The sequence below is a fragment of the Nitrosococcus watsonii C-113 genome, assembly GCF_000143085.1.
Lineage (GTDB): Bacteria > Pseudomonadota > Gammaproteobacteria > Nitrosococcales > Nitrosococcaceae > Nitrosococcus > Nitrosococcus watsonii.
This window is the reverse complement of the sequence record NC_014315.1, coordinates 387,251-409,077: the sequence shown is the minus strand read 5'-3', so window position 1 is coordinate 409,077 and position 21,827 is coordinate 387,251. Positions and strand designations below refer to the sequence as shown.

The 21,827-nt window shown below is 48.2% G+C and carries 21 protein-coding genes and 2 pseudogenes; 13 read left to right on the top strand and 10 right to left on the bottom strand.

The features are described 5' to 3' along the window. Window positions 1–67: 67 nt before the first annotated feature. Entirely contained in the window at window positions 68–199 is a 132-nt protein-coding gene (locus NWAT_RS17720; RefSeq protein ID WP_269724268.1) for a hypothetical protein, read from the bottom strand. Between the two features lie 161 nt (window positions 200–360). On the opposite strand from NWAT_RS17720, the gene NWAT_RS01930 reads away from it, so the two are divergent. From NWAT_RS01930 to NWAT_RS01910, 5 genes are all read left to right on the top strand, one after another. Next, window positions 361–1,866, top strand: coding sequence for a leucyl aminopeptidase (locus tag NWAT_RS01930; RefSeq protein WP_013219468.1), 1,506 nt, complete (start codon window positions 361–363; stop codon window positions 1,864–1,866). Window positions 1,867–1,872: 6 nt separating this feature from the next. Then, window positions 1,873–2,304, top strand: coding sequence for a DNA polymerase III subunit chi (locus NWAT_RS01925; protein WP_013219467.1), 432 nt, complete (start codon window positions 1,873–1,875; stop codon window positions 2,302–2,304). Window positions 2,305–3,090: 786 nt separating this feature from the next. After that, window positions 3,091–4,023, top strand: a complete 933-nt coding sequence (locus NWAT_RS01920; RefSeq protein WP_013219466.1) for an SH3 domain-containing protein — start codon at window positions 3,091–3,093, stop codon at window positions 4,021–4,023. A gap of 61 nt (window positions 4,024–4,084) precedes the next feature. Further along, a complete protein-coding gene (locus tag NWAT_RS01915) occupies window positions 4,085–4,345 on the top strand; it encodes a hypothetical protein (RefSeq protein WP_013219465.1) in 261 nt (86 codons plus the stop codon). A 4-nt stretch (window positions 4,346–4,349) separates the two neighbouring features. After that, entirely contained in the window at window positions 4,350–4,913 is a 564-nt protein-coding gene (locus NWAT_RS01910; protein WP_013219464.1) for a helix-turn-helix transcriptional regulator, read from the top strand. Window positions 4,914–5,117: 204 nt separating this feature from the next. On the opposite strand, the pseudogene NWAT_RS15880 reads toward NWAT_RS01910, so the two are convergent. Both NWAT_RS15880 and NWAT_RS15875 read right to left on the bottom strand, forming a co-directional pair. Next, window positions 5,118–5,384, bottom strand: a pseudogene (locus NWAT_RS15880) (BrnA antitoxin family protein). Next, window positions 5,375–5,563 (bottom strand): annotated as a pseudogene (locus tag NWAT_RS15875) (BrnT family toxin); the annotation flags it as partial. The pseudogenes NWAT_RS15875 and NWAT_RS15880, both read right to left, overlap by 10 nt. Window positions 5,564–5,581: 18 nt before the next feature. On the opposite strand from NWAT_RS15875, the gene NWAT_RS01905 reads away from it, so the two are divergent. From NWAT_RS01905 to NWAT_RS01890, 4 genes are read left to right on the top strand one after another with little or no spacing between them, the layout of a single operon-like run. After that, on the top strand, window positions 5,582–6,853 hold the full coding sequence (locus NWAT_RS01905; protein ID WP_013219463.1) for an ABC transporter substrate-binding protein: 1,272 nt from the start codon (window positions 5,582–5,584) through the stop codon (window positions 6,851–6,853). Next, window positions 6,850–7,728: a carbohydrate ABC transporter permease gene (locus NWAT_RS01900; RefSeq protein WP_013219462.1), complete on the top strand. Its 879-nt coding sequence runs from the start codon at window positions 6,850–6,852 to the stop codon at window positions 7,726–7,728. Before NWAT_RS01905 ends, NWAT_RS01900 begins: the two co-directional genes overlap by 4 nt. Then, complete coding sequence (locus tag NWAT_RS01895; RefSeq protein ID WP_013219461.1) at window positions 7,728–8,573, top strand: carbohydrate ABC transporter permease; 846 nt, start codon at window positions 7,728–7,730, stop codon at window positions 8,571–8,573. Before NWAT_RS01900 ends, NWAT_RS01895 begins: the two co-directional genes overlap by 1 nt. Window positions 8,574–8,611: 38 nt before the next feature. Next, window positions 8,612–9,772, top strand: coding sequence for an ABC transporter ATP-binding protein (locus NWAT_RS01890; protein WP_041350395.1), 1,161 nt, complete (start codon window positions 8,612–8,614; stop codon window positions 9,770–9,772). A 29-nt stretch (window positions 9,773–9,801) separates the two neighbouring features. Here the strand turns inward: NWAT_RS01890 and NWAT_RS01885 are convergent, their stop codons facing one another. Both NWAT_RS01885 and NWAT_RS15870 read right to left on the bottom strand, forming a co-directional pair. Beyond that, complete coding sequence (locus NWAT_RS01885; protein ID WP_013219459.1) at window positions 9,802–10,113, bottom strand: BON domain-containing protein; 312 nt, start codon at window positions 10,111–10,113, stop codon at window positions 9,802–9,804. A 62-nt stretch (window positions 10,114–10,175) separates the two neighbouring features. After that, complete coding sequence (locus NWAT_RS15870) at window positions 10,176–10,325, bottom strand: DUF1328 family protein (protein WP_083781416.1); 150 nt, start codon at window positions 10,323–10,325, stop codon at window positions 10,176–10,178. Window positions 10,326–10,642: 317 nt separating this feature from the next. Between NWAT_RS15870 and NWAT_RS01875 the strand changes: the two genes are divergently transcribed. Continuing rightward, window positions 10,643–11,623 carry a Vgb family protein gene (locus tag NWAT_RS01875; protein ID WP_013219457.1) on the top strand — a complete coding sequence of 327 codons (981 nt, stop codon included), beginning with the start codon at window positions 10,643–10,645 and terminating at the stop codon, window positions 11,621–11,623. Between the two features lie 177 nt (window positions 11,624–11,800). Here NWAT_RS01875 and NWAT_RS01870 read toward each other — a convergent pair whose 3' ends face one another. The 3 genes from NWAT_RS01870 to NWAT_RS01860 all read right to left on the bottom strand — a co-directional run bounded on the left by NWAT_RS01870 (window position 11,801) and on the right by NWAT_RS01860 (window position 13,778). After that, window positions 11,801–12,478: a response regulator transcription factor gene (locus NWAT_RS01870; RefSeq protein ID WP_013219456.1), complete on the bottom strand. Its 678-nt coding sequence runs from the start codon at window positions 12,476–12,478 to the stop codon at window positions 11,801–11,803. A gap of 239 nt (window positions 12,479–12,717) precedes the next feature. Then, complete coding sequence (locus NWAT_RS01865; RefSeq protein WP_232420181.1) at window positions 12,718–13,134, bottom strand: DUF2383 domain-containing protein; 417 nt, start codon at window positions 13,132–13,134, stop codon at window positions 12,718–12,720. A 440-nt stretch (window positions 13,135–13,574) separates the two neighbouring features. Beyond that, window positions 13,575–13,778 carry a CsbD family protein gene (locus NWAT_RS01860; protein ID WP_013219454.1) on the bottom strand — a complete coding sequence of 68 codons (204 nt, stop codon included), beginning with the start codon at window positions 13,776–13,778 and terminating at the stop codon, window positions 13,575–13,577. 347 nt (window positions 13,779–14,125) lie between these two features. On the opposite strand from NWAT_RS01860, the gene NWAT_RS01855 reads away from it, so the two are divergent. Beyond that, window positions 14,126–15,154: a sigma-54 interaction domain-containing protein gene (locus NWAT_RS01855; RefSeq protein WP_013219453.1), complete on the top strand. Its 1,029-nt coding sequence runs from the start codon at window positions 14,126–14,128 to the stop codon at window positions 15,152–15,154. Between the two features lie 17 nt (window positions 15,155–15,171). Here the strand turns inward: NWAT_RS01855 and ftsH are convergent, their stop codons facing one another. Both ftsH and NWAT_RS01845 read right to left on the bottom strand, forming a co-directional pair. Continuing rightward, window positions 15,172–17,094 (bottom strand): ATP-dependent zinc metalloprotease FtsH, encoded by a 1,923-nt coding sequence (ftsH, locus tag NWAT_RS01850; RefSeq protein WP_013219452.1) that lies wholly within the window; start codon window positions 17,092–17,094, stop codon window positions 15,172–15,174. Between the two features lie 184 nt (window positions 17,095–17,278). Further along, window positions 17,279–17,944 carry a nicotinamidase gene (locus tag NWAT_RS01845; RefSeq protein ID WP_013219451.1) on the bottom strand — a complete coding sequence of 222 codons (666 nt, stop codon included), beginning with the start codon at window positions 17,942–17,944 and terminating at the stop codon, window positions 17,279–17,281. Between the two features lie 300 nt (window positions 17,945–18,244). On the opposite strand from NWAT_RS01845, the gene NWAT_RS01840 reads away from it, so the two are divergent. Both NWAT_RS01840 and NWAT_RS15865 read left to right on the top strand, forming a co-directional pair. After that, window positions 18,245–18,844: a phosphatase PAP2 family protein gene (locus tag NWAT_RS01840; RefSeq protein WP_232420180.1), complete on the top strand. Its 600-nt coding sequence runs from the start codon at window positions 18,245–18,247 to the stop codon at window positions 18,842–18,844. Next, window positions 18,841–21,792, top strand: a complete 2,952-nt coding sequence (locus tag NWAT_RS15865; RefSeq protein ID WP_232420179.1) for a transketolase — start codon at window positions 18,841–18,843, stop codon at window positions 21,790–21,792. The genes NWAT_RS01840 and NWAT_RS15865 overlap by 4 nt, the downstream gene beginning before the upstream one ends. The last annotated feature ends 35 nt before the right edge of the window (window positions 21,793–21,827 follow it).

The following is a 21,827-nucleotide window of genomic DNA, read 5'->3' as shown; positions in this document are numbered from 1 at the left end:
GATATATGAGGATTGGAAAACTCGAACACCAAGGATATGGACCTAGCTTACCTCATCGACCTCCCTACTAATCCTCCCGCGCTGGATAAACTTGGAAGGGCCGCTCGGGACCCTCCGGTTTCAAACCAAGCAGCCGTAGAATGAGCAAGCGTCCTGTGTCCGCATCCGCGATTTGAGCTTCCAAGCAAAAGCGACTCATTTACACCACATGAAATAAAGCCCAACTAACGTGCTCCACCAAAAATTGAAATATCAATGCTTGAGTTTTGAGTCGTCAATCCCTTTAAAATGACTTACCATCCTGAATATCTATTCCTGTGAAAACAGAATACGAATAATAACCTTTATCTAGGAGTCGTTATGAATTTTCACGCCACCAGTGGAACACCTGAAAAACAACGCACTGCTGCCCTTGTAGTAGGCGTCTACGAAGACGAAAAACTCTCTCCCTCTGCCCAGCGAATTGATAAAGCTAGTGAAGGTTATGTGTCTCGACTTATCAAGCAAGGGGATTTTGCCGGCAAAAAGGGGCAAACTCTTCTGCTTTTTAATCTCCCCGGAGTTAAAGCCGAGCGGGTTCTACTGATGGGTTGCGGCCAGAAGGACAAGGTAACGGCCAAGGATTTACGCCAAAGCTGGTCGAGCGCCGTCAAAACACTGCAAACCTGCGGTGCCACCGAGGCAATGGTCTGTCCGCTAGAAGCGAAGACCAAGGACGAGGAACTTACCCAATGGGCGCGGCTCATCGTAGAAACGGCCGAGCAGGCTTTGTATCGTTACGAACATACTAAGAGTAAAAAAGAATCCTTAAAAAAACCACTCGCCAAGCTCACTTTACTATTGGAGCAACGGTCCCAACAGCCACTAGCGGAACAGGGTATCCAGTGGGGTCAGGCCATTGCCAAAGGAGTTAGTTTGGCCCGAGACTTGGGCAATCTGCCGGGGAATATCTGCACACCTACTTATTTGGCCGACGAAGCCCGCCGGTTAGCTAAAGAATACAAGTCATTAAAAGCAAAAATTCTGGAGCAAGCCGAAATGGAAAAATTGGGCCTAGGGGCGCTGCTTGCCGTATCCCGGGGCAGCCGACAACCGCCCAAGCTCATCATCCTGGAGTATAAAGGCGCTCCTAGCAAGCAAAAACCCATTGTGCTGGTAGGCAAGGGATTGACGTTCGATGCGGGCGGCATCTCCATCAAACCAGGGGAACGCATGGACGAGATGAAATACGATATGTGTGGCGGGGCAAGCGTTTTAGGGACGATGAAGGCATGTGCCGAACTGGAATTGCCCCTCAACGTGATCGCCGTTGTACCCAGTTCGGAAAATCTTCCCGACGGCGCGGCTAACAAACCGGGAGACGTACTCACCAGCTTGTCGGGCCAAACCATCGAGGTTCTGAACACGGATGCCGAGGGCCGTTTGATTCTCTGCGATGCCCTGACCTACAGCAAACGCTACCGGCCCGACGTGGTTATTGATGTAGCAACCCTTACGGGGGCCTGCGTGATTGCCCTGGGTGCCCACGCCAGCGGCTTGCTGAGCAACGATCAACCCTTAGCGGATTGTTTGCTTGCTGCTGGGCAAACCAGTGGTGACCGCGCCTGGCAGCTTCCCCTCTGGGACGATTACCAGCAGCAACTAGACAGTAATTTTGCGGATATGGCCAACATCGGTGGCCGGGAGGCCGGCTCCATTACGGCGGCTTGTTTCCTAGCCCGCTTTACCGAAGAGTTCCGTTGGGCCCACTTGGACATTGCCGGCACCGCCTGGCTCAGCGGTAAGGAAAAAGGAGCAACCGGGCGTCCGGTGCCTTTGCTCACCCAGTATCTTATTCAACACGCCCAAGAAGCGAAAGCTTCATAACCGCTGATGACCAAGGTCGATTTCTACCTGTTGACCAGCCACCAGCCACAAGCCAGCAAACGGTTTGCCTGCAAGTTAACCGAGAAAGCCTACCGGCTTGGCCATCAGATTTATATCCAGACGGAAAACCAAGCCCAGGCCCAGGAAATGGATGAGCTCTTATGGACCTTCCGTCAGGGTAGCTTTGTGCCCCATGCCCTGATTAATAGCGAGGAAGCGGATGAATCCCCTGTACTCATTGGTTATGAGAGAGAACCGGAAGGAAAGCTGGAACTCTTGATTAATCTTTGCGCGGAAGTACCTGCTTTTTTTTCCCGTTTCCAAAGAGTAGCAGAAATTATCGGCCAGGATGAGAATCATCGCCATGCTGGCCGTCAACGTTATCGTTATTATCGGGATCATGGCTGCTTACTAGAAACGCATGAGTTAAATTTTTAAGGAACTGCTTTGCTTAGGAAAGGCGAAGGAATCAGCCAGAATCTGCGAGCGGGTGGCCATGGGAAAGTGAATATCTTTCTCCCCGGAAGGAAAATTACCCATAACACCTTTTAGGGAGTGTCCCTCTTATTTTTATTGAAATAGATTCACCCCTACTGCATTAATAGTTAAGTGTACTATAAGCAAAAAATTCCTATTATAAAGTAGAATTTTTATATCTACTCTATGTTATACGTAGAAGGGATTTATGTCATAAATGTTAGATAAAGTTAAAGGTTGTCTGAATCTAGGAATCTTCCCGCTTTTAGGTCTGTTGCTGTTTACTAGCTTCTCTATATTTTTGCCGTCATAAGCTTTAGAAATACTTAGTCTAATGGAATTAAATAATACCTATAGTAGGTTTTTGGTTTAGTTTTTGTACCTTCAATGACGTTTCTTATCGCAGCAAAATTAAACACATTATGGAAGATTTTTCTTGGGAATTGGCTAGCTGAACATATTTATTAAAGGCAAAACCAGATCAACAAATTTATCAATGAAAAAGGGTGTGGTTATGGGCCTTGAGAAATGAATGTTTATAATTAGGGTTGGTCAATTAGGCGCTGGCGCAATAAGCTGGACATTCCCATTTAGCATACAGCCATGGGCTTGGGAGTACTTAAATAAGAACCCTCATTTATTAATTGTTGAGGAGTAACGTATAACAAGGCGCTCGTTCGGATGCAAATCACGCTGCGCTTCGTTTGTCCCGCACAGCTTGATCGTTAAAGCGGTGAATACACAATTATGAATAATCTATTTGACAGTCCAGCTTTGAACGCAATTCGTGCATTAGATGATTCACCTGCTATGCGTGCAATTCGAGCCATAGAGGACTCACCCTCTATAAGAATGATGCGTGAGTTAAATGAATCACCAGCAATGCAGGTTATTCGTCAATTTGAAGATTCCCCGGCAGTTCGAACGATGCGCGATATGGCGGATTCTCCTGCGTTGAAGGCTATAAAGGGGCTTGAGGAGTCATCAGCCTTTAAAGCTATTCAAAAACTTCAAGAGTCACCAGCCTTAAGAGCTATGCGTATGCTTGAAAAAAGTCCGGGCAATGGAGGATTTTCAAGGATCGCAGAGCAAATAAATCATGGCTATGGGGCGCTGACATTTTCAAAAGCCTATGAGCTTCTTGCTAGCGAGTACGATCAACAGTCAGACTTAGAGCCTCTGGATGTATTGGCTAATGAGGTGCAAGAAAGGGCTAGCCGCGCACCACTTGGGCCGCTAAGTGCAGAGTTTTATTTAAACCTGATCCTAGCACTATTTCTTTTCTATATATCTCAAATATCCGCCTTAGAGTCAGAAGAAAAAATAATAGAAAGAATGAACAGCTTCAAACAAGCAATCGCCACTCAATTAAACGAATTACATGAAATTGAAAAAGACCGACTTTTCCTAGTTGCAGATCGAACTATGAATCTTCGATCTGGGCCAGGTGTGGATCATGATGTCATAGGCATTATTTCTAAAAATCAGAAATTGATGGAGCTGGAACAAGATCGCGACTGGACGAAGGTTGAATATTTTGATCATATTAACAACGAAAACGTAGTCGGTTGGGCGCATAGTCGATATTTGCTGGTTATCAGCTCGGATGCTCAGGAAGGAAACGCTCTAACAAAGCATTGCAGCGGACAAGCCGCTGAATGCGGCGTTAGACACCTTTAATTGTCAATTGACAATTAATAAGTTAGAGCTTATCCTTACTGATCGATAGGATGGAGGTAAAATGCCCAGAACCCGACATTCTAAGCAGGTCATTGAAAGGGCGCTTCAACATGCGGAGTCGAAGGGCTGGCGTATAGAAGTTGGCGGTTCCCATGCTTGGGGAAAGATGTATTGCCCAGCTAATGACGCAGATTGTCGTTGTGGCGAATTTTGTATCACCAGTATCTGGAGCACTCCCAAAAACTCCTCAAACCATGCTCGCCAGCTTCGGCGGGTAGTAGATCGTTGCATCAACCTTGAGGCGCTGAATAGTGAGGACTAAGACAATGCAAGAATACGACTTCACATTAAAATTCCGGCTTGCAAGTTCAACTGAAAATCCTGAGGTACATCTAGCGGCTTTGGAAGCTATGGGATGCGGTGATGCTGCGGTTGGCCTTGGCCAGCATGGTCGCATTGCTTTGAGTTTCACTCGGTCTGCAGAGTCGGCCGTGGATGCTGTTTCAAGCGCCATTTCGGCAGTGCGGAAAGCCATTCCGGCCTCTAAACTCGTTGAAGCCACACCGGATTACGTGGGTATAACTGACGTTGCGGAAATATTTGGCTTTTCTCGTCAGCACATGCGGCAGTTGATCGTTACGAACGAGGCAAATTTCCCTCAACCGGTTCACGAGGGAAAGCCGTCAATCTGGCATCTTTTACATATTCTACGGTGGTTTCAGGAGCACGAGCCAAGATGGTTTCAAGACAACGTTTACGAAATTTCAGCGGTAAATATGAAAATTAATATGTACACAGCATTTCGAGCAATGCCGCCACCATTGAAGGAAGATCTGGTCAGCTTTCAACCATCAGGCAAGTTTGAAGCTGTGGTTGCCTCGTTGAATTAGCGAGGGCGGGATCAGTGAACCACAGAGCATGGGACCCATCACTTCTGTGCTCTTTGAGGACGCGTGCGGAAACCTTATCAACCTGTGTCCAGCCTCGCAGCCTAACGAGGCGTGCAGTTGTTGCCCGCGTTCTGCTTTTTTCGCTACAAGACCTGCCGCTCAAATCAAACGTTCGGCATCCCAGGAAGAATGTTCAGTGGCCCATTAAGTCCGGTTTCTGTCAACATCTTCAGAAAGCCACACCTTAATCAGGGATTGGTAGGGTATATCCCGCTTATTAGCCTCAATTTTAATACGTTCTAGTAACGCTTCCGGGAGCCGAAGCGAGATGGTTTTGGTGGAAGGTTTCAGGTTCGGGAATAAAGCCGTTTGGGCCTGCTTTCAGTCCACATAATCACTAGAATCATGACTCTCCCTGAAGGCCCACTCCTCGGCTTCGGTCTCGAAATTAGGTGATGTCTTTATTTGAATCGCTCATAATAGATGTTCTCCTTGCGGTGCATATCGCGGGCTGAGATCACGCGAATTAAAGTCCCGGAAGCACGAAGCGTAAGGGTGATGTGAAGCAACCGGTCCATATCGGTTATGCCGAGGGCGTGGTAACGTGGCTCTTGTTGGCTATGCTTAGAGTCTAGCAACACCAGCAACGGTTCAAGAGGGTTTAAAGCATGAAACAGTGGCTAAAAGGAAACTTCCTCAACCTCGCCTCCCACTTTAAGGCGGGAATAGGGCTGCTCTTTTTATTGCTTGCCGCTGCCTGCTCGGATTCTCATGTTAACCCTGTCCCCACCCTAAAATGGTACGTTTTCAATGAGCCCTCCGGAGCCTTTAAAACAGCAGCAGAACAATGCTCGGCCGCGGCTAAGGGCGCCTATCAAGTGGAAATCGCCGCGCTGCCCGCGGATGCTAGCGAGCAGCGGGTGCAACTTGCGCGGCGGCTGGCGGCCAAGGACACGGATATCGACCTTATTGGCATGGATGTCATCTGGACCGCTGAGTTCGCCGAGGCGGGCTGGATTTTACCCTGGCCGGGCAAGGCGGCGGCCCAAGCCAGGCAAGGTCGACTATCCTCCATCATTGCAAGCGCCACTTATGACCACCAACTTTGGGGCATCCCCTTCACCAGCAACATTCAACTGCTTTGGTATCGTACCGATCAGGTGGCGAAACCACCCCAGACCTGGGATGAATTGATTGCAAGCGCCGAAGCTCTAGGAGCCAGCGCCCTACAGGTGCAAGGAGCGCGCTATGAAGGCTTGACCGTCTTGTTTAATTCCTTGTTGGCTTCCGCCGGTGGCTCTGTGCTCGACCAAACCGGCAAGGTAATTTCCTTGGAAAAAGCGCCCACTGAAAAAGCCCTTGCTATCATGAAGCGCCTTGCTACTTCCCCGGCCACTAGCCCCTCCCTTTCCATCGCCCGGGAGGACGAGTCCCGGCTTGCCTTTGAAGGGGGCAGCGCCTTTATGATCAACTATACTTATGTTTGGCCCAGCGCCCAGCAAAACGCCCCCCAGGTTGCCGCCCTCATGGGATGGGCCCGCTGGCCAGCAGTCATCGAGGGTCAACCGAGCCGGGTCACCCTGGGAGGCATTAATTTAAGTGTCGGCGCCTATTCGCAATATCCCCGTTTGGCCTTTCAGGCGGCCACCTGCATTGCCTCCCAAAAGCAACAGCGGCTTGCGGCGATACGGGGGGGATTGTTACCTACCTTTGAAAAGCTCTATGCCGACCCCTCAATTCGAGAGGCCCTCCCCTTTGCGGACACCCTGCGTGCTACCCTCAAGGAGGCGGCCCAACGGCCTTCAAGTCCTCTCTATAATGATATTTCCCTAGCCATCAGCCGGACTTTGCATCCCATGAAAGCCATTGATCCTCAAAAAGATACCGCCAGACTGCAGAAAAACATCAACCGGGCTCTGCGCTCCAAGGGGTTGCTATGAATTCTCGGGGCAAGGCGGAACGCCGGTTAGGGTGGCTACTCTGCGCGCCAGCGGTCATCACCATGGGGGCGGTCACCGTCTACCCTATTCTCTATGCCCTGTGGCTGTCCCTGCACCGGTATGATTTACGTTTCCCAGCCGACCGCTCGTTTGTCGGCCTAAGCAACTACTGGAGCGTACTAAATTCGGAACTCTGGTGGCAAACCCTCGGCAATACTTTAATAATTACCGCCGGATCGGTATCCGTGGAGTTGGTGCTTGGTTTTTGCCTGGCTTTGGTCATGCATCGGGTCATTTTCGCCCGCTCCCTGGTGCGGGCCACCCTGCTTATCCCCTATGGGATGATCACGGTGGTTGCGGCCTTGGCCTGGAAGTTTGCCTTTGATCCTACTACGGGGTTTGTGAACGCCCTCCTTAATTTGGAAGGCGCTTGGCTAACAGAGCGTTGGTCGGCATTTTTCGTCATTATCCTCACCGAGATATGGAAAACCACGCCCTTTATGGCCTTACTCCTCCTTGCCGGCCTGACCCTGGTACCCGAGGATCTACTCAAAGCCGCCCGGGTAGATGGGGCTTCCGCAATGCAGCGATTTTTCAAAATTACCCTGCCCCTGATGAAATCCACCATACTGGTGGCCTTGCTATTCCGAACCCTGGACGCCTTTCGGATTTTTGATACCGTATTTATACAAACCCGAGGCGCTCACGGGACCGAAACGGTCTCCATGACCGGTTACAATGCCCTAATTGTCCGGCTTAATCTAGGTCTCGGCTCAGCCGTCTCGGTCCTCATTTTTATTGCCGTGGTAATCATCGCCGTGCTGTTTATCAAGGGCTTTGGCGCCTCCATTGTTCAGCAGGAGGGTGAAAAGTGATGGCTTACCGAAGATTCAACCAAAATCTGACGGAGCGCCTTTTTTGGGACAGCGGAAGCATTATCGTCATGGTCTACGCCCTCATTCCCGTCGCCTGGATTATTTCCCTTTCTCTCAAAAGAGGGGCTGATCTCAATGACCATCGCTTCTTTCCCGCTACCGTCAGTTTTGAGCATTACCAGGCTATTTTCCAAGATCCTCAATTTCCGGCCGCCCTTTGGAATTCGGTGGGCATTGGCGCTATTTCTACCCTGCTCGCCGTCCTTCTGGCCATGTTTGCCGCTTACGCCATTGTTCGGCTGGAATTTCCCGGTAAGCGGCTTATTCTCTCGGGCGCCCTGGCCGTTGCCATGTTTCCCCCCATTGCCATTATGGGTCCTTTATTTAATTTATGGCGGCAAATCGGTCTCTTCGATACCTGGCTAGGGTTAATTTTGCCCTATATGACGTTTACCTTGCCCCTGGCCATCTGGACTTTATCCACCTTTTTTCGGGAAATTCCCTGGGATCTGGATAAAGCCGCTCGTGTTGATGGCGCCACCCCCTTCCAAGCTTTTTGCAAGGTGATCGTGCCGTTGGCGGCCCCCGGCGTTTTCACGGCGGCCATTTTGGTTTTCATTTTCGCCTGGAATGATTTTTTATTCGCCATGTCCCTCACTTCGACCACACAAGCCCGAACCGTGCCCGCGGCCATCGCCTTTTTCGCCGGTACTTCCCGTTTTGAGCTGCCTACCGGTTCCATCGCGGCCGCCTCGGTGGTGGTCACGCTGCCCATCGTGGTGATCGTATTAATTTTTCAGCGCCGTATCGTAGCCGGCCTCACCGCAGGCGCGGTTAAGGGCTAGTTGATGAAACGCCATAGGTTTACAGCAAGCAATTAATTATGGCAAAGATCATGATTGACAAGGTTACTAAGCGCTTCTCCGATGGGACTGAAGCGCTCAGCGAGGTTAGCTTGACTATCCACGATGGGGAATTCTTTATTCTGGTAGGTCCCTCGGGCTGTGGAAAATCCACTTTACTCAATATGATCGTGGGACTTGAGGACATTACCCAAGGTGAAATTCGAGTGGATGGACGAGTAATTAATGCCCTGGATCCCAAGGATCGGAATATGGCCATGGTCTTCCAGAGTTATGCCCTTTACCCCCACATGACGGTGCGGGAGAACATGGCCTTCCCGCTGAAATTAGCTAAAAGGCCCAAGGAAGAGATTGAGCAAAAGGTCAAGCAAGCAGCCGCCATGCTGGAACTTACCAAACTTCTGGGCCGTAAACCCGCTAGCCTATCGGGGGGGCAGCGGCAGCGGGTTGCCATGGGCCGGGCCATCGTGCGCCAGCCCCAAGCATTCTTAATGGATGAGCCCTTATCGAACCTGGACGCTAAACTCCGAGTCCAAATGCGTACCGAACTAGCACGTTTGCAAAAACGTCTGGATACAACCACCATCTATGTAACTCATGATCAAAGCGAAGCCATGACCCTAGGCGACCGAGTCGCCTTGCTCCATCAGGGAAAGGTGCAACAAGTAGGCACGCCCCGCGAGCTTTACATGGTTCCCCGTAATGTATTCGTGGCTAGCTTTATGGGTTCCCCAGCCATGAATTTTCTCCCCGGTCGGGTAGAAGAAGATCGACTCACGTTGCCCATGGCGGAATTTAAACTCCCGCCTAATCTGCAAGAGCGGCTTGCAAGCTTCCAAGGCGCCATCATTGTTGGTATTCGGCCTGAACATTTTCAAGAGGTCGATCCCACGAAAGAGGAGCAAGCAATGTTGCCTGCTTTTAAGGCAACCGTCGATGTCATTGAGTGGATGGGCGCAGAGGTCTATGCCCACTTTAACCTGCCAGGGGAAAGCAGCGGGCGACTGCAAAGTTTAACTAAAAACCTAGCGATTGAGATATTCAAAGATAACGCCCTGCAACTCATTGTCCGGCTAGATGGGGCAAGCCGCGCTAAGGAAGGAAAGGAATTAGAGATGCAGCTTGATCTAGGCAAGCTGCATCTTTTTAATATCCAGAGCGGTGAAAATCTTATTTTCTGACCTCTCCGCCATGAAAAATATTTATTCTCTTATTTCACCGTGATCCTGTTCTCAACGTCCTTGACTCCTTTAATGCTCCGGGCAATCTTTTCCGCTTCCTCTGATTGTTCCTCGGTTGCCACAAACCCGCTTAGCTGCACCACGCCTTGGTAAGTGTTTACCTCAACATCAGTGCCACTAACCAGTGGATCGGAGAGTAAGGAACTCTTAACCTTGGAGGTAATCCAGGCATCGTCAACATATCCTCCCGCGCTCTGCTTAGGGCTGTCGGCACAGCCTAGCATTAAAACGGCCATAAAAACGATTAACATAAATCCTATGTATTTAATTGGATTCTTCATCTTTTTATTTCTCCAGACAACATAAATTAACGTTTACCCTTGCTACGGAAAGTAGCGGATAATTACATCCGGGGTCTCCGCCCTGCAGCAAGGGAGATTAAAAAAGCTATTAAAAATAAGAAAAACAAAAACTTGGCGATCAGCGCCGCCGCGCCCGCGCTTTCTCCAAAACCAAGTATACCAGCAATAAGGGCCACAATAAGAAATACCATCGCTCACCATAACACCCCGTCCTTACCTCCTTATTCATCAGTTGAAAACTAACAGCCAACAATAAATAACGCTCTATTTATTAGAATTTTAGCTCAAACAATAAAGAATTCTACTGCAAACACGATTTCACTACCTTATCTCGCGTGGGTATCACAAAGGCCGATGGATCAGATAAGCTGGTGGGGGCAGAAATTGAAATTTTTTCTTCATTTTATTCTGATGAATTCCAGTCCTGACACCTTATTATATTATAGAGCGTATATTAAACCGTTACCTGTTCTAAACAGTAATTATATCGTCAAGAGGTTTCGACAGAATGAAATTAACTCACTCATTTATATTATTTGTGTTTTTTTACGATCTCGCCTTAGCAGAATCTGTGACGGTAGATATAAAAGAGTGGCCAGTGCCTTATGAAAATTCCCGTCCCCGTGATCCTTATGTGGCCCCGGATGGAAAAGTCTGGTTTTGCGGACAACTTAACGGATACATCGCCATGCTAGATCCTGCTACAGGCAAGTTTAAGAAAATCGATATGACAGACGGTGAACGACCCCATAACCTAATTATTGATGATCAGGGCACCCTCTGGTATGCGGGTAATACGCTTGGCTATATTGGCCGGTTGGACCCCACCACGGGGGAGACAAAAAAATATCTAATGCCAGATAACGTGCGCGATCCCCATACCTTGGCCTTTGATAGCAAAGGCGATATATGGTTTACCGCCCAGCACAGTAACATTATCGGTAAACTATTTGTAAAAACAGGGGAAGTAAAAGCCGTCGAATCACTAACGCCTGGAGCGCGCCCTTACGGGATCGGCATAGATTCCAACGACCGGCCCTGGGTTGCCCTATTCGGCACCCATAAATTAGCTACGGTTGATCCGGAGTCCTTTACTATTGAAGAGATTGAACTACCCCGCAAGAAAACTTTGCCCAGGCGGTTGGTTATAACTTCCGATAATACTGTTTGGTATGGCGATTACAAAGGTGGTTATCTGGGCCAATACAATCCAGAAACGGCTAAAATAAAGGAATGGCCCATGCCGGGTGGAGAGCAGTCCCAGCCTTACGGTATGAGCGTTGATGATCGGGATCGCATATGGTTTGTTGCGACGGGATTAAGTCCAAACCTCCTCACCGGATTTGATTCAAAAACAAAAGAATTTATCAATGAAACCACGATACCCAGTGGAGGTAAAACTATTCGGAATATGTATTATTACCCGCCGGAAAGGGCAATCTGGTTTGGTGCCGACACAAACACGATAGGACGGGCGATTATTCCTTAAATAAATCTTTTGAATAACGTATAAAAGAATAGATCTAATTATAAAGGCTTCACGGTAGCAAATTTTAGGCCAAAAACTAAACTTTCTAGTTGGGTGATTCTGAGTAAGGCAGAAAGTTCGTGAGGTGATCCAAGAATCCCCGCCCAGAGGGCGGGGAGTAGGGATTGGGAAGTGATTTCAATGCTCCATTTCACTTGGGTATGAAAAAGCCAAGTGGATCAAATCAGCTTGAGTCCGCACTTGAAGTTTTCTCATCACTTGACCCCGGTGAATTTCGACTGTTTTGATACTAATATCTAGATCGGAGGCAATTAGCTTATTAGGCCGCCCCTTCAATACTAGCGCCATGACTTCCCGTTCCCGTGGAGTCAAGCGCATCATCCTTATGGTAATTTCTTCCCGTTTTTTTTTATCTTCCCGGAGATATTGACTCTTCTCAATACTTTCCCGGATACCTTTTATTAATAATGGCTTTTGCAAGGGCCAGGTAAAAAAGTTAACCGCCCCACCATGGATAGCCTCCACTGCCTCGGGCACTGTTCCCTGGGAAGAAGTAAAAAGAATAGGAGTTAAACTATTCCGGTCCCGTAATCGTTGCTGCAATGATAAGCCGCCCATCTCGGAGACATGATTATCGAGTAATAGGCAGCCTGGGTGGGTAGGGTCAAATTTATCCAAAAAGGACTCAGCCGAAAAATAGGATTGAGTACGCCACCCCGCGGAAGCAATCATCCGGCACAACGAACTCTGCGCCTTCTCGTCACTATTAACGATAAAAACTCTTGCCGCTTCAAAATTATGCTGGCTTCCAGAGTGATCGTGAGCGCTTGGGAAACATTGATTCATCCTATTCATAAAAACCTCCTAGCAAATACAAAAAAACTTTTGTAATAACGGTTGCCCAACCTACCCATTTAATTAATGCAAGGTAAATACCAAATATATTTAGTTATATATAAAACAATAATATAAAAACGAGCTGGTATCGCATATCCACTAAAGCGTCTCTAATAAGAGACGCTTTAGTGGATATAATTTGAAGGGCAGAACTAAGAATTAGCCACGCCGGTATGCCGATAACCAGCAATGGATTTTTAAGAGCGGAAACGGGCAGCTAGCAAGCGAGATTGGTTTTTTTCTACCCCCTTTTCAATATAGCGTAGTAGGAATTGTGTGCTATCAGGGGTTTTCTGCTTCAGGAGTCCTCTTGCCAGTAGTTTTAATTTTTCCTCTTTCTCTTTCTGATTTTTTAAAATAGTATGCCGTTCATGACTGGATAGGGCTGCTTTGGCATAGGTGATTAACTCCTCTACTGCCTGCCTTTCCGGATCGAGTTCGCTCGGTAGCTCTCCCATTTCACGGATATGAGATTCCAACTGTTCTGCCCAGTCTCCATGCTGATTTGCTAATTCAGTAAAGAGGTGAGTTAGCATCGGCTCCTCGGTAAGTTTTAACAAACTTAGATAGTCGCGCTCAAGATGCGTACATGTAAGGACAATTTCATCCAGCATAACCTCTCTATCATCTAGCCACATCGCTTGTTCCTCCGCAATACGGTGCTGTTTATGACTATTAATTATATCCTGTTACCCTTTTTGCGGTGGAAGATAAAGCATGCGTGCAGACAAAAAAATAGGGCAAAAGTTGCTCGCATTCACAGGTGAGCAGGCAATACTTTTACAGCGAACTTAGAAAATAAGCGCGGGGGAGCTATCCCTAGGACCAACAGCCCGAGGAATAATAAACTCATCTGGGAATGACAAAAGTAGAACCAAACATTATTACCCTAGAAATCCAGAAATATGCTGGTTACTGATTTCTACCTTGTCAGCCCTAAATGACGGGCATCTTTATACGATCAAGGGCATGGCTTAGTTGGATAAGATGCCCTATAAAAATGACACTAACAAAGTGGCGGCATACCACCATGCCGCCACAAAATTTATCTCCTCTACAAACTATTTTTAAAGTCTTCTACCTCTTTTTCTGCTTCTTCTCTTTCTATTCCGTAACGTTCTTGTATCTTACCCGCCAGAATATCCTTATTACCAGCAGCTTCATCAATCTCATCGTCCGTGAGTTTGCCCCATTTCTGTCTGACGTGGCCCTTGAATTGTTTCCAATTACCTTCAATTTGATCCCAATTAACAGGCATAATTTTATCTCCTTTGTATTTACTCAATAATAAAAATCTTTTTAGCTGCTTCCTAACGAGCAGGCTTAAAAATTTATAGTCCACCCATAATCATTTTTCAAGTTTTTAGAAAATATTTTCAGCGACCGAACTCTAACCTGAACAGCCACAAATATTCCTCCATAAGCGTACAAGATACCCTAATGTTAAAAATTAATCCTTCCAACGGCAATTAGGGTAAATCCTTATTTACTACTACCTCGTGGGTTACCTAAAATGATGAGATAGATTAGATCTTCTTTTTATTAGGAAAGGATAAGAAGCTGCGGTTATAACTTTTCAGCATTTGGAGAATATTTACTAAGGTGATGAAATATTTAAACGAAACCAGTCACATGGTAGGCCTCTCAAAAGCAACGCGCAACCTGCAAAACGCCATACAAAAGGTGGCACCCTTGGAGGCAGCCGTATTGCTATACGGTGAAAGCGGTACAGGAAAAGAACTGGCGGCGCGTATGATACATGACCTCAGTAATCGCCGCACAAGCCCCTTTATTTCGGTAAATTGTGGTGCCTTGCCCCGGGAGTTATTGAACACCGAATTATTTGGGCATGAGAAAGGCAGCTTCACAGGCGCTATCTACCAGCATCAGGGTTATTTTGAACAGGCGGACGGTGGAACGCTTCTGCTGGATGAAATTACTGAAATGCCATTAAGTTTTCAGGTCTATCTACTGCGCGCCTTGGAAACCGGTACCTTTAGGCGGGTTGGGGGTCATCAAGAAATAAAAACAAATCCGCGAGTGATTGCCACAACCAATATTGATCCTTGGCAAGCCGTTGAGCGGGGTAAACTACGCCCTGATCTGTTTTTCCGATTAGCGGAATTCCCTCTCTATCTTGCTCCGCTTCGGGATCGGGACGAAGATGCTATATTACTGGCCCACTATTTCCTAGAGAGCTTTAATGAAACTTATGAAGAGAACAAGCGATTCACAAACGATGCCTTGCAATTTATCTCTAACAATAGTTGGCCCGGAAACGTACGGGAATTACGCCATGCCATTCATCATGCTTTCATCCTGGCAAATGATGAGATAGATGAGAGGAAATTCCATAGGGGGCAGTGGCAGAGTACCCCCTCCTATCAGGACAAGCTAGTCTATTCCCTTGTGGGTTTATCTATTGAAGATATAGAAAAAAATCTGATACCCGCCACGCTCGATCACTTTAAAGGAGATAAAAAGCAAACGGCGCAATGTCTGGGTATCAGTTTAAAGACACTTTACAACCGCCTTAATCTCATTAGCGAAATAGATGGAAAGGAAGATTTAAATAAAGTAGTCAATTTTTCAACCAAAAATTCTAATGCTTTTTTAGCTAGAGAGTCCGATTAATAACGGTTTTAATATTTTCACCCAGAACCTGTAGCAGCCGTTTCATTACGACGTTCCCGCGGGAGTTCTTTAACATTCTTGAAGATTCTTTGCACTTCCTCCAAGCTAAGAGTCTCGGCCTCGATAAGAGCTTCCGCTAGCGCCTCAAGCTTAGCCCGGTGTTTCTGAAGCAAATTCTCAGCCTTCTTTTCCACTTCACTCAGGATACGCCGGATTTCATCATCAATAACTTGAGCCGTCTGCTCACTAAAATCCCGCTGTTGGGCTAATTCCCGGCCCAGAAAAACATGCTCTTCACCCCGTGGGAAAAAAGCCGGCCCAATTTTATCGCTCATTCCCCATTGGCAAACCATACGGCGAGCCAATTGAGTCGCCTGTTTAAGATCGGATTCAGCCCCCGAGGTCACATCACCAAAAATGATTTTCTCCGAGACACGCCCCCCGAGCATCACCCCCAGCCGAGCAAGCAAATAAGCCCGCGACAAACTATGCCGTTCTTCTTCTGGGGTTTGTTCCGTCACGCCTAAAGCCATACCACGAGGAATAATACTGACTTGATGCAGGGGGTCAGCCTCGGGTAATAACCAAGCCATCAAGGCATGACCCGATTCATGGTAAGCCACGAGTTTTTTATCCTCCTCGCCTAAAATCGTTTCCCGCTCAGCGCCCAGCACGATTTTATCCCTGGCAAGGTTGAACATGTCCATGTCCACCTGCTTTTTGCGCTCCCGTCCAGTCAGCAAGGCGGCTTCATTCACCAAATTGGCAAGATCAGCCCCAGAAAAACCCACCGTACGCCTAGCGACTTGCTCCAAATCCACGTCAGCAGCAAGGGGAACGTTCTTGGTATGAACTTCCAATACCCGTTGACGGGCTTTTTTATCGGGAAGATCGAGAACGACTTTACGGTCAAACCTTCCCGGTCTAAGCAAAGCGGGATCAAGCACGTCAGGACGGTTAGTCGCCGCTAAAACCACGACATTCTCATGGGCCGCAAAACCGTCCATTTCGCCCAAGATTTGATTTAAAGTCTGCTCCCGTTCATCATGGCCACCTCCAAGTCCCGTCCCCCGGGCTCGTCCCACGGAATCGATTTCATCAATAAATAAAATCGAAGGCGCTTCTTCCTTAGCAGCCTTAAACATATCCCGCACCCGAGCTGCTCCCACGCCAACAAACATCTCTATAAAATCCGAACCGCTAATACTATAAAAAGGAACTCCCGCTTCGCCGGCTACTGCCCTGGCCAAGAGCGTTTTTCCCGTCCCAGGGCGGCCTACCAAAAGAATACCTTTGGGAATCTTGGCGCCTACCGCTTTGAACTGTCCTGGTTCCTTCAGATAATCGACAATTTCCCGCAGATCGCGCTTTGCATTTTCCACCCCGGCAACGTCTTCAAAAGTAACCCCTATACTCCCCTCGCGAAAGCGCTTTACCGGTGCCTTACCAAAACCAAAAGGGCCACCTCCACGACCTCCTCCCATCATGCGTTGCTGCATCCTATAGGAGACATAAAAAAGCAGACCCAGTATCAAGAACCAAGGCAGTATTCCAATGATAGCCTGCATCCACAAGGAAGGTTCCTGGCTCTCCGCTTGCACGGTTACTCCTTTTTGCTCCAGCAATTTCATCAATTCTGGATCATCAAAGGGGGGACGCATCGTAGAAAATCCCTTAGATTCCTTGCTCTCTGGCTGGATATTTCCACTGCCTTCATGATAGGTACCTGAAATATGCTGACCCTCAAGGGTAACTTTTGCAATCTTTCCTTGACGTAAGGCTTGCTTAAATTCCGTATAAGTAATTTCATCTCCCGCCTGGCGGCCTCCATTGGCAAGCCAGGACATTAGAAAAATACCCAAGAGGATTATCCAGAGTAGATAGCGCCAATTAAGGGCGGGCGCTGCCGGAGGTGGAGAGGCCTGCTTTTCATTATCCATAAGCAACTCCTAACAAGTTAGGACCAAGACTAAAATTACCAATGTAGATGGTATCAAAAAGCTACGGCTTTATTGTTTATTAAAGACTAACATATTGTAGTCCCATTTATTCCCATAATTAGCTCAATACCGGCAAGAGAAAGCATGCTTAAGAATCACCTTTACCGAAAATAATGCTTCTATATCAACATTTAACAAGTTGTTCCAAACCAACAATCTTAACATCATGGGCTATAAGCTCCTGGCGTACCTGATCATCGGAAGAAGGTTCCACGGGGCGGGTAAGATCCCATAGCACGTAAACATTAAAACCGGCATTCGCGCCATCTTCAGCGGTCCATTTTATGCAAACATCGCGGGCAAGGCCGCAGATAAATAATTCTTCCACGCCCCGCTCCCGCAAATAACCCGCTAATCCGGTAGCAGGACGCTCGCCCGCGGAATTCCAGTTATTATGAAATCCGCTATAAGAATCGCTCTCTGGATCAGTTCCCTTACGTATAATGGCCGCCACCTTTTCCCAGGGTAGGTCTCCATGAAGTTCAGCGCCTGAGGTTCCCTGGATACAGTGATCGGGCCATAGGGTCTGGGCGTAACCGTTGACTTCAAGGGTAGCCATAGGTTCAGCCCCTGGATGGCTGCTAGCAAAGGAGATATGACCAGGTGGATGCCAATCCTGAGTCGCCACGTAATGACAAAATTTATCGGATTCCATCAGGAAACGCACTGGCTCAATAATTTGGTCGCCATCTGCTACCGGAAGTCCGCCTCCAGGCAGAAAATCCGGTTGAATATCTACCAATAATAATACGGCGCGTGCCCTATTAAAGGTAACAGCAGGTCTTTCCATCCTTAAAACTCCTCAAAAAAGCTCCTCAAACTTTGACAGCCTATTTTCTCTACGATGGTTAAAACGAACAGAAAAATTATGGCAGGACGCACTGGCCACTATTTTTTACTACAGTTAAAACTTAAGCATAGCGAAAATAAAATAAAATACCTTGCCAATCTGGAAAATATTGGTTGGGTATTATGTTTATCAAACAGCGAGATTGTAGTGAAAAAACAAATTCAATTCTGGCATAAATCCGTTCCATATAATTGCTTAATGAGCATCTTGCGCTACAGTATAGTGATTGCAGGCGGCATTGTGTCTTTTATCATACTTGCGCACTACCTCCACCAACATGGAGAACTTTGGTTCGATGCACCGATCCTAAATTTCTTGGCTAAACACCGCACTTTATTGTTGGATAATTTTTTTCTTTGGAGCACTTGGGCCGGCTCCAGCTTTGTACTTCTTCCCATCAGTACCGGCATTGCAGTCGTCCTGATTCGCTACCGCTATTATCCGGCTGCGCTGCTTATGGGGATAGGTTTCAGCGGCGCCAGTCTTATGACTAAGATGATAAAAACTTTAATGGTTCGAGAACGACCGATATTATTTCCACCCCTAGAGATATATGGCGGATTCTCCTTCCCCAGCGGGCATACAACCCAGGTAGCTGCCTTTGCCCTCTCCGTTTTTCTGATCATTTCTCGAATCCGGCCGCGCTGGCAATGGCCAGCGTCTATACTATTAACCGTACTCGTTTTATGTGTCTCCACATCAAGGCTATACCTTCAAGTCCACTATCCTTCCGACATCCTAGGAGGATGCTTAGTTGCCTTGATATGGGTTTTCAGCATAGACGCCCTTATTCGAACCACCATTCGAATTGGAACGCTTAAAAAACCAGGAGGTCAATGATGGATTCTCTTCTAAAGCTACTGGAATTCGGACAAAGTTACTGGATCGATAACCTTACCCGGCGGATGATAAAAAACGGAGAATTAAAGCACCGGGTTGAAGAACAAGGTCTGGGCGGGGTCACCTCCAATCCCAGTATTTTCCATAAAGCCATTGCTAACAGCGATGATTACGACCCACAGATTGAAACCTTACTCGGAGAGGGCCGTTCTAAAATTGAAATTTACGAAGCCCTGGTCACCACTGATATCCAGGATGCCTGCGATATTCTCCATCCTGTCTATAAAGAGCGAAAGGGCCAGGATGGTTTTGTCAGCCTTGAAGTTTCACCCTATCTTGCTCATGATACCGAAGGGTCTATTCAGGAAGCCCGGCGCCTATGGCAAACGGTGGATCGGCCCAATTTATTTATCAAAATTCCCGGCACTACCGCGGGTGTGCCCGCTATTGAAGAATTACTCTTCGAGGGAATCAATATCAACATTACTCTGCTATTTTCCATCGACCATTACCAGGCCGTGGCCGAAGCCTATCTCAGAGCACTGGAACGGCGCCTTGAGGCGGGCCAAGCTGTAGAGAACATCGCCTCGGTAGCCAGCTTCTTTCTAAGCCGGATCGACGTACTGGCCGACCAACTCCTAGGCCACCGCATTCCACCAGAGGGAAGATCCCCTTCAGCGCCTCATCCGGAAAACCTACGAGGCAAGGTGGCCATTGCCAACGCCAAATTAGCTTACCAGCGTTTCAAGGAAATTCTCCAAAGTGAACGCTGGAAAACGCTTGCAGGCAAAGGTGCCCAAGTACAGCGCATGCTCTGGGCCAGCACTAGCACCAAGAATCCGGCTTACCGGGATGTCATGTACGTCGAACCTCTCATTGGCCCTTACACCGTCAACACCCTGCCGGAAAAAACAATTAAAGCTTTTGCCGACCACGGTATCGTTAAAGAAACGGTAGAAGAAAATATTGAAGAATCTCGAAAAGTTTTTGCCGATCTGGAAAAAATTGGCATTGATTTAAATTTAGTCACCGCCCAGCTGGAAAATGAGGGGGTGCAGAAATTTATCGATCCCTACGACGCTCTGCTAGCAATGTTGGAAGCCAAATGCGAGCACCGCCAAAGCCGGCAAACAATGAAACCGCTCCAGGAGACAGCCCAACAACTACGCCGCCTGGTTATCCGGATGACCACCGAAGCCGGCTCGGGTCATCCCACTTCCTGTCTCTCCTGCGCGGAAATCGTCACTGCCTTGTTTTTTCATGAAATGCGCTGGGACCCTAGCGATCCCAAAGCCCGTAATGTGGACGCCTTTATTCTCTCCAAAGGCCATGCCGCCCCTATCCTATGGGCCGCTCTGTGGGAAGCGAAAGCCATCAATGAAGATCCCCTCTCCCTGCGTAAATGGGGCAGTTCCCTGGAAGGCCATCCCACGCCCAACAACCCGTGGGTCAAGGTAGCTACTGGCTCGTTGGGCCAGGGTCTAGCGGCAGCCAATGGCATAGCGCTGGCCAATCGCTTGGACGATGTTGATGCCCGAATCTACTGTCTGCTTGGTGATGGAGAATGTTCGGAGGGTTCCGTTTGGGAGGCTGCTCAATTCGCCTCTTTAAACCACCTGTCCAATCTGGTGGCCATTGTGGATGTAAATGCCCTGGCTCAGAGCGACCCCGCACCCTACCAACATGATACCGACGTATTTAGCCGCCGTTTTCAATCCTTTGGTTGGGAAGCCATCACCGTTGATGGCCACGATCTGGGAGCTATTCTCAGTGCCCTGGAGCAAGCTAAAAAAACTGGACCGACGGCTATTATTGCCAAGACCGAGAAAGGAAAAGGGGTCTCCTTTCTAGAAGGTAAAGAAGGCTGGCATGGCAAGCCCCTGAATCGGGAAGAAATGGAAAAAGCCCTGGCGGAGCTCGGCGAAGACCAAGCTGTCGCTCCTGTGGACTCTCGCCGTGTAGGCCACTACACGCCTCCCCCCCAATCGAAGCCAGCGCCTCCGCTCCCTGTTAATTACTCTCTGGGGGAGCAGATTGCTACCCGGGATGGCTTTGGCAGTGCGCTAAAAAAACTCGGCGAGTTTCTTCCCGAACTCGTGGTTTTGGACGGAGATGTCAAAAACTCCACCCGAACGGAATATTTCGCTGAAGCCTACCCCGATCGATTCTTTGAAAGTTATATCGCTGAACAGAATATGGCAGGCGCGGCCCTTGGGCTGGCAGCCTATGGCAAAATTGCCTGTGCGACTAGTTTTGCCTGCTTCTTGACTCGAGCCTATGATTTTATCCGGATGGCGGGCCATAGCCGACCCGCCCACCTCATTTTTTGCGGCAGCCATGCCGGTGTTTCCATTGGCGAAGATGGTCCCTCCCAGATGGGTCTGGAAGATTTAGCCATGTTCCGGGCAGTCTCTGGCAGCACTATTTTGTATCCTTGCGATGGAGTTAGCGCCGAGCATTTGACCCAACAGGCAACCAAAACCCAAGGTATTGTCTATATTCGCACGACCCGGGGCAAAACCCCAGTGATTTATAACAATGACGAACCATTCTCCATCGGCGGCAGCAAAACGTTACGTACCTCAAAAGAGGACCAATTCACCATTATCGCGGCGGGCATTACCGTGCATGAAGCGCTTGTCGCCTATGAGCAACTTAAGAAGGGAGGAATCCTCACCCGGATCATTGACGCCTATTCCATCAAGCCCCTCGATGAAGAAACACTTGCCAAAGCTGCCCATGAAACCCAAGGACTCCTTACCGTCGAAGATCATTGGCTCGATGGTGGTCTTGGCGATGCGGTGGCCGCTACCGTCTGCGGCCAGGTACCAGTGTATCGCCTTGCTATCACTGCGGAGCCCCGCTCCGGAAAGCCGGAAGAATTGCTAGAGCGATATGGAATCTCGCGACAAGCCATCGTACAGAAAATTCTGGAACTCATGGATTAGATCTTCTATACCTTACAGAACTATCCATTAGCTAT

Bases quoted from the DNA above. Each gene is read 5' to 3' on its own strand.
- NWAT_RS17720 (WP_269724268.1), bottom strand. From the start codon at position 199: ATGAGTCGCTTTTGCTTGGAAGCTCAAATCGCGGATGCGGACACAGGA.
- NWAT_RS01930 (WP_013219468.1), top strand. From the start codon at position 361: ATGAATTTTCACGCCACCAGTGGAACACCTGAAAAACAACGCACTGCT.
- NWAT_RS01925 (WP_013219467.1), top strand. From the start codon at position 1,873: ATGACCAAGGTCGATTTCTACCTGTTGACCAGCCACCAGCCACAAGCC.
- NWAT_RS01920 (WP_013219466.1), top strand. From the start codon at position 3,091: ATGAATAATCTATTTGACAGTCCAGCTTTGAACGCAATTCGTGCATTA.
- NWAT_RS01915 (WP_013219465.1), top strand. From the start codon at position 4,085: ATGCCCAGAACCCGACATTCTAAGCAGGTCATTGAAAGGGCGCTTCAA.
- NWAT_RS01910 (WP_013219464.1), top strand. From the start codon at position 4,350: ATGCAAGAATACGACTTCACATTAAAATTCCGGCTTGCAAGTTCAACT.
- NWAT_RS01905 (WP_013219463.1), top strand. From the start codon at position 5,582: ATGAAACAGTGGCTAAAAGGAAACTTCCTCAACCTCGCCTCCCACTTT.
- NWAT_RS01900 (WP_013219462.1), top strand. From the start codon at position 6,850: ATGAATTCTCGGGGCAAGGCGGAACGCCGGTTAGGGTGGCTACTCTGC.
- NWAT_RS01895 (WP_013219461.1), top strand. From the start codon at position 7,728: ATGGCTTACCGAAGATTCAACCAAAATCTGACGGAGCGCCTTTTTTGG.
- NWAT_RS01890 (WP_041350395.1), top strand. From the start codon at position 8,612: ATGGCAAAGATCATGATTGACAAGGTTACTAAGCGCTTCTCCGATGGG.
- NWAT_RS01885 (WP_013219459.1), bottom strand. From the start codon at position 10,113: ATGAAGAATCCAATTAAATACATAGGATTTATGTTAATCGTTTTTATG.
- NWAT_RS15870 (WP_083781416.1), bottom strand. From the start codon at position 10,325: ATGGTATTTCTTATTGTGGCCCTTATTGCTGGTATACTTGGTTTTGGA.
- NWAT_RS01875 (WP_013219457.1), top strand. From the start codon at position 10,643: ATGAAATTAACTCACTCATTTATATTATTTGTGTTTTTTTACGATCTC.
- NWAT_RS01870 (WP_013219456.1), bottom strand. From the start codon at position 12,478: ATGAATAGGATGAATCAATGTTTCCCAAGCGCTCACGATCACTCTGGA.
- NWAT_RS01865 (WP_232420181.1), bottom strand. From the start codon at position 13,134: ATGCTGGATGAAATTGTCCTTACATGTACGCATCTTGAGCGCGACTAT.
- NWAT_RS01860 (WP_013219454.1), bottom strand. From the start codon at position 13,778: ATGCCTGTTAATTGGGATCAAATTGAAGGTAATTGGAAACAATTCAAG.
- NWAT_RS01855 (WP_013219453.1), top strand. From the start codon at position 14,126: ATGAAATATTTAAACGAAACCAGTCACATGGTAGGCCTCTCAAAAGCA.
- ftsH (WP_013219452.1), bottom strand. From the start codon at position 17,094: ATGGATAATGAAAAGCAGGCCTCTCCACCTCCGGCAGCGCCCGCCCTT.
- NWAT_RS01845 (WP_013219451.1), bottom strand. From the start codon at position 17,944: ATGGAAAGACCTGCTGTTACCTTTAATAGGGCACGCGCCGTATTATTA.
- NWAT_RS15865 (WP_232420179.1), top strand. From the start codon at position 18,841: ATGATGGATTCTCTTCTAAAGCTACTGGAATTCGGACAAAGTTACTGG.